The organism is Nostoc sp., assembly GCF_054880495.1.
The window spans coordinates 21,181-27,485 of record NZ_JBTYKD010000198.1; the positions used below are offsets into that span (position 1 = coordinate 21,181).

Sequence of the window (6,305 nt, forward strand, 5' to 3'; positions counted from 1 at the left end):
GCGAGAGTAAATGAGGTTGCCACCCCCAACTCGTCTACCCAACAAGCATTACATATCTAGAGAATACCTTACACCAACTGAGGTGGCAAGCCTATGGGTGGATTTGCATTCTTGGGGGCTTATAGAGAATAATCACAAATGAAGTAACTTTGGCGTCTTCGTGCGAGATAATAAATATAAAATATGGCGATCGCAATCGATTTTGGTACTAGCAACACAGTCATTGCTCGTTGGAACCCTGTAACCCAGCAGCCAGAAACCCTGAATCTACCAGGTTTATCAATTAAACAAAGTCTTAATCCGCCACTGATTCCCAGCTTGGTTTATGTTGAAGACGCAACCCAAAATAAAGTCTTAGTCGGGCAACAAGTACGCGATCGCGGTCTTGACCTTAAAGGCGAAACGCGATTTTTCCGCAGTTTCAAGCGCGGTATCGGTGCAGATATCCAAGGTTTCTTACCCGAACTAGATGGACAAATTGTCACTTTTGAACAAGTAGGGCAATGGTTTCTTACTCAGGTGATTGAGCAACTAGCACCTCTGCAAGGTGGGTTAGATTCTCTAATCTTAACCGTACCCGTAGACAGTTTTGAAGCTTATCGTCACTGGTTGGGAAAAGTTTGTCAAGCCCTTCCCGTCGAACAGGTGCGGATGCTGGATGAACCCACAGCCGCCGCCTTGGGTTATGGCTTGGCAGATCAAGAAATTCTCTTGGTGATTGACTTTGGTGGCGGTACTTTGGATTTATCGCTTGTCCGGTTAGATCAAGGCGTCCAAGCAACCACAAAGCCGCTAGGATTTATCCTCAAGTGGGGTAATAAGTCCTTAGCTGAAGATTCAAAACAAAAAGTCAAAACTGCCCGTGTCCTGGCGAAAGCTGGGCAAAATTTGGGCGGTACTGATATTGATAATTGGTTAGTAGATTACTTTGCCAAAACTCAAGAGTTGGCGGTAAGTCCGTTGACAACACGATTGGCAGAACGGGTAAAAATTCAGCTATCAACCCAAAACCAAGCTAGTGAAGTTTATTTTGACGATCAGACATTTGAAAGCTATGAACTGGAACTAAACCGCGACACTTTTGAAAATGTCCTCAAAGAACACGCATTTTTTGAGTTATTGGATGAGTCGATGACGACACTGTTGCAGCAAGCAAGACGCCAAGGGATAGAACTTGCAGATATTAATGCAGTTTTGTTAGTTGGTGGGACAGTGCAATTGCCGGCAGTGCAGACATGGATCAAACAGTATTTTGAGCCAGAAAAAATCCGTTGCGAACGTCCTTTTGAAGCGATCGCTGAAGGTGCATTACAGCTAGCTCAAGGTGTGCAAATTAAAGACTTTCTGTATCATAGTTATGGTATTCGCTACTGGGATCGCCGCAACCAGCGTCACAAATGGCATTCTTTAATTAAAGCTGGACAGGCATATCCAATGAGTCAGCCAGTGGAATTAGTCTTAGGCGCTTCTTTGGAAAATCAGCCTAGTATTGAGTTAATTATGGGAGAATTGGGAGCAGATACAGGTAACACTGAAGTTTATTTTGATGGCGATCGCTTGATTACTCGCCGTCTGGATAGTAGTGAAACCAGCGTTAAACCCCTCAACGATCAAGAAGGCGCGAGGACAATTGCCCAACTGACACCAGCTGGATATCCCGGAAGCGATCGGATAAAAATCCTTTTTCAAGTTGATGAGCAACGCTTTTTGCGAATCACCGTTGAGGACTTGTTAACTAATGATACACTTTTGGAGAATCAACTTGTGGCACAGTTGAGCTAGATATAATACACATCATCAATCGTAAAAAGCTGCGCGAATTTTGCCAACATTATGCTGATTCCTGTGATGCACTTAACAACTGGTACAAGGCAGCTAATAAAGCTACATGGAATAATCTTGCCCGAGTGCAAGCAGTTTATCCTCAAGCAGAAGCTGTTGGGAATTTTACTGTTTTTAATATCAAAGGCAACAAATATCGTCTGATAGTTGGTTGGACGCAAAGAAAGAAGTTAAAAGGGTTTGGCGTAGCCTCACAAAGAAATGGTATTACGCATTTATAGATCCCCCAACCCCCTTAAAAAGTTGGCTCTTTAAGATCCCCCCCTTTTTAAGCTACCGTGTATACACAAGTCATCGAATTAGCCAAAACAAAACCTTAAAGAGTCCTGACTTTAGTCCCTCTCCGTGAGTTCGGAGAGGGACAGGTTTTGCGTAGCAGAACCAATCTTTGAGGTTTCTTTGGGCTATTCGATAAACCGTAATATTGCATCAAGAGAGACTTGTGTATTACACCGTAGCCTTTTTAAGGGGGGTTAGGGGGGAGTGCACGGCACGCTACGCGACCGAAGTTTCAGCTTTTGAGTGCGTAAATCCTGTGAGAAAGTGAATTCCTTGAAAACATTGAAATATCCACTTGCAGATTTTTGTATTGCTTTTCATACTACAACATGAAGTGCTGAATCTGGGTTAAAAGGGCGGTTAGAATTCGCCAAGGCTTAAGTTTGCATGAATGCACATCTGCGCCCCCCTACCTCTAATACCATTTAAATTTATCTAAAATCGATAGTCTTGAAGCCGGAATGGGAAACATAATATTCAGTTGCTCAGGACTTTTGCTATTTCCAGGAGATGTAGCTTTAGCTTTTCACAGGGTGGGAGATGAGAGAGAATTTACTTCCCCTGCTCCCACGCTCCCCTTACACGGTGATACTACCAGAAAATAAAACTGCATGGAACTGAAAAATCACTGGTTGGCTGCAAATAAAGTTGCCTTACCACGACTACTACAGTGGGTGAATCTCCGACCAGAGGAGAGCGAACGAACTCAGTTAATGTTTCTTTTTTACACAACTATATCTGTAGGATTGCGGTGGGCAGAGGACAGTACAGTGGCGCTGTTTTTGGATGAATATGGGACTAGCCTACTGCCGTGGATGTATATTGCCAGTGCCGCAATGAGTGCCGGACTGGTTTTTTTATACTCTTGGCTGCAAAAGATTTTTCCCTTACGCCGGGTGATTGTAGCGATCGCACCTTGTATGTTGATGCCATTAGTTTTATTAATTTTAGTCCGTTGGGAATCGCATTTTTCCTACCTGGCAGTGATTTCGGTATTTCTGCTGCGGCTGTGGGTAGATGCACTTTATGTAGTCAATGACCTCAACACCTCCATCGTCGCCAACCAACTATTTAACATTCGGGAGATTAAGCGCACTTACCCACTGGTGAGTAGTGGTCTTTTGGTAGCAGATGTAATCAGTGGTTTTAGTTTGCCTTGGCTAGTGCAATACACCTCGCTGAATAAGATCATCCTCATCGCCTGTGTAGTGATTTTATTAGGATCGGGGATTCTATTTTATTTAACTAATCACTATCGAGCAGCTTTTCCTGAAACCCCACAAAGACTAATTCCTAAAGAACAAGGCTCACGGCAGCGTTTTATTAAAAGTCCACTGAAGCGCTATGTCTTTTCGTTGTTTGCCTTTGTGGGTTTATTACAAGTCATTGGGTTGTTAGTAGATTTTCAATATCTGCGTGAACTTCAAGCGAATTTGAGTGACCGAGAACTCGCTAGCTCCTTGGGTATTTTTGGGGGGATGTTGGGACTGTGTGAGTTGTCGTTGCAGTGGTTTGTTTCCAGCCGAATCATCGAACGGATGGGAGTATTTTTCACAGCCACGCTTTTACCAATCACCGTCGGCTTTTCCCTACCAGGGGTGCTGCTATTGCTGCATTTAATTCCAGCCATGCAATCGCAAAGCTTTTTCTGGGGTCTGATAATTGTCAAATTCTGTGATGAACTTCTGCGCTACACCTTTGTTATGAGTAGCGGCCCCATCTTGTACCAACCGATTCCAGAGGCAATTCGCAGCCGGATGCAGACTTTATCTGGCGGAACTGCCGAAGCGATCGCTACAGGTTTGACAGGAGCGGTAATTTTTGTAACTCTATTATTTTGTGGGCGGTTTGTACCTGTACCAATGCAAAAATGGGTGTTGGTAGCAGAAACAATGCTGATAGCTGGCACCTGTTTAACAGTAGTTTGGGAATTGCGATCGCGCTATGTTGAACTGTTAGTCTTGAGTGTAGCCCAGGGTCAATTGAGTGCAACCAATGTGGGCTTACGATTCTTCAAGCAGGGGTTAGTCAAAGCTTTAGCAGAAAAAGGCAGCGAGGCTGATAAACGCTCTTGCATTGAACTTTTAGCCCAAATGGACTCCCGAGGATCTGCGGAGGTTTTAGCACCTCTATTAATTAAGTTAACCCCAGACTTGCAGCGCCAAAGTTTGGAAGTGATGCTGATGGCAGGTGCAAATCCCACTTATCTAGCCGCCATCCGCCCTTTGTTAGAACAATCCCAAGAAACTAACCCCGAAGTTTTTGCTTTAGCACTGCGCTACATTTGGCTGGCTGAACCAAATCCCAATTTAAGCCTCTTAGAAGAATACCTGAACCCCCGTCAAAACTCACTCATCCGCGCCACCGCCGCCGCTTTAGTCTTACGTCAGGGAACGCCGATGCAAAAGGTAGCAGCTACGCAAACCATGCGCCGGATGTTGACTCATAAGCTAGAACGGGAACGAGTGAATGGAGTTAGAGCCCTCAGAGAAGCAGTTTATTTGCAGGCGTTGCGGATTCACATCCCAAATTTATTACAAGATGAGTCTTTACGGGTGCGCTGTGCCGTATTGGAAATGATTGCAGCAACTCATTTAGAAGAGTACTATTCGGCGCTGATTGCAGCACTTTATTACAAATCAACCCGCAGTACAGCAATGTCAGCCCTAGTGCGACTGGAAAATGAAGCTTTAGAAATGCTATTGCGGTTGGCTACTAATATTTACAAACCGGAAGTAGTGCGGATGTACGCTTGGCGCACCATTGCTCAAATTGGCACCCAAGAAGCATTGGAGACTTTATGGGAAAACTTGGAAACATCTTGTGGTATTACTAGGGATCATATTCTTCGTAGCTTAGTAAAAATACATAAACAACCAGGAATTACAGGTTTAGTTGATCGATTTTATGAAAGTCGGATAGAAAATTTAATCAAGCAGGAATTAAAGTTTTTAGGTGAGATTTACGCCGCATACATCGACTTTAAAACATTAGATCAAAAAGAAAATCATCAATCTAGTCAGAGGATTGTGATTGTTTGTGAGTTATTGCAACGCGCCCTTTTAGAATTGGAATCGGATGTCAAAGAGCGGCTGCTACTGCTACTAAAACTGCTTTACTCGCCAGAAAAGATGCAGGCAGCAGCGTTCAATCTGCGATCGCTCTCAGTGGTAAACTTAGCACGAGGGTTAGAAATCTTAGAGCATACCATAACTTTGCCTTCAAAGTCCTTATTGCTGAATATTTTAGATAACCGACCGCAGTCAGAAAAATTGCAACATCTTATAGAAGCCAAGATCGGAGAATATGAGAATATGGTATTTAGCGATCGCCTCCACAGATTGCTGATGTTAAGTAACTTCCTTTCTGACTGGTGTTTAGCTTGCTGTTTTCATTTTGCTCAAGTGACTCGCATCCGACTGACAAGTTCTGAGATTTTAGTGAGTTTGCGTCATCCAACTGGCTTTGTTAGAGAAGCTGCGATCGCATACTTAAATATGGTTTCACATCGCGTTCTCCTGCAAATCCTCCCCCAGTTAGAAAAAGATCCACATCCTCTAGTGGCTGCTCAAGTTAAAGAGTTACTCGAAAAATACGAGGTTAAAACTTACAATTGAAAAAATATCTGCTGGAATAATTTTGTTATTTCCATTGCTACTAAGTACAGCATTTCATTAATTTATAGCGAGTTAACCTAGTAAGACTCTACATACTTACCCTGGGGGAAGGCGAAGCGCCTATGCGTTTCCTTTGCGTACCTACCCTGGGGCAAGGCGAAGCGCCTATGCGTTTAAATCCAAAAATATCAGGATTACCGAAAATTAATCTAGATTCTCTCCTCATTCATGCCAAATTAGCAACTTCAGTGTGTGGATTCGCTACAGCAACAACTCCCTTGCAAAACAGGGTAATATTATGCTTGCAAAACACCAAAAGCTAAACCCCGAATTGGCAACATCAGAGGTGCAACAATCATGGCATCAATAATTACAGCGCTTCCGGCTGTTATGCAATATAGTTTTCTCCTTGCCCCTCTCCTAGCATACCTTTCAGATTTGAGGATGTACCTCATAGCTGCCGGAAGTGCTGTAATGCCGCAGTGTTGGGCAATAAACCAAAGCTAGCGAACCTCCTTTGGAGAAGCTTCTCTACGAGAGGCTACGCCAACGCTAACGCACAGGAGC

General features: G+C 43.7%; 3 protein-coding genes and 1 pseudogene. 3 read left to right on the plus strand and 1 reads right to left on the minus strand.

Annotated elements, in window-relative coordinates; genetic code table 11:
* The first annotated feature begins 183 nt into the window (after positions 1–183).
* The 3 genes from ACYTXL_RS18770 to ACYTXL_RS18780 all read left to right on the plus strand — a co-directional run bounded on the left by ACYTXL_RS18770 (position 184) and on the right by ACYTXL_RS18780 (position 5,738).
* Positions 184–1,782 carry an Hsp70 family protein gene (locus ACYTXL_RS18770; RefSeq protein WP_461926066.1) on the plus strand — a complete coding sequence of 533 codons (1,599 nt, stop codon included), beginning with the start codon at positions 184–186 and terminating at the stop codon, positions 1,780–1,782.
* A gap of 29 nt (positions 1,783–1,811) precedes the next feature.
* Positions 1,812–2,063: a type II toxin-antitoxin system HigB family toxin gene (locus tag ACYTXL_RS18775; protein WP_461926070.1), complete on the plus strand. Its 252-nt coding sequence runs from the start codon at positions 1,812–1,814 to the stop codon at positions 2,061–2,063.
* Between the two features lie 669 nt (positions 2,064–2,732).
* Positions 2,733–5,738 (plus strand): MFS transporter, encoded by a 3,006-nt coding sequence (locus ACYTXL_RS18780; protein ID WP_461926067.1) that lies wholly within the window; start codon positions 2,733–2,735, stop codon positions 5,736–5,738.
* Positions 5,739–6,000: 262 nt separating this feature from the next.
* Here the strand turns inward: ACYTXL_RS18780 and ACYTXL_RS18785 are convergent.
* Positions 6,001–6,118 (minus strand): annotated as a pseudogene (locus tag ACYTXL_RS18785) (DUF389 domain-containing protein); the annotation flags it as partial.
* Between the last annotated feature and the right edge of the window lie 187 nt (positions 6,119–6,305).

What these genes read in the sequence shown, in the direction of transcription:
- ACYTXL_RS18770 (WP_461926066.1), top strand. Translation starts at nt 184, where the DNA reads ATGGCGATCGCAATCGATTTTGGTACTAGCAACACAGTCATTGCTCGT.
- ACYTXL_RS18780 (WP_461926067.1), top strand. Translation starts at nt 2,733, where the DNA reads ATGGAACTGAAAAATCACTGGTTGGCTGCAAATAAAGTTGCCTTACCA.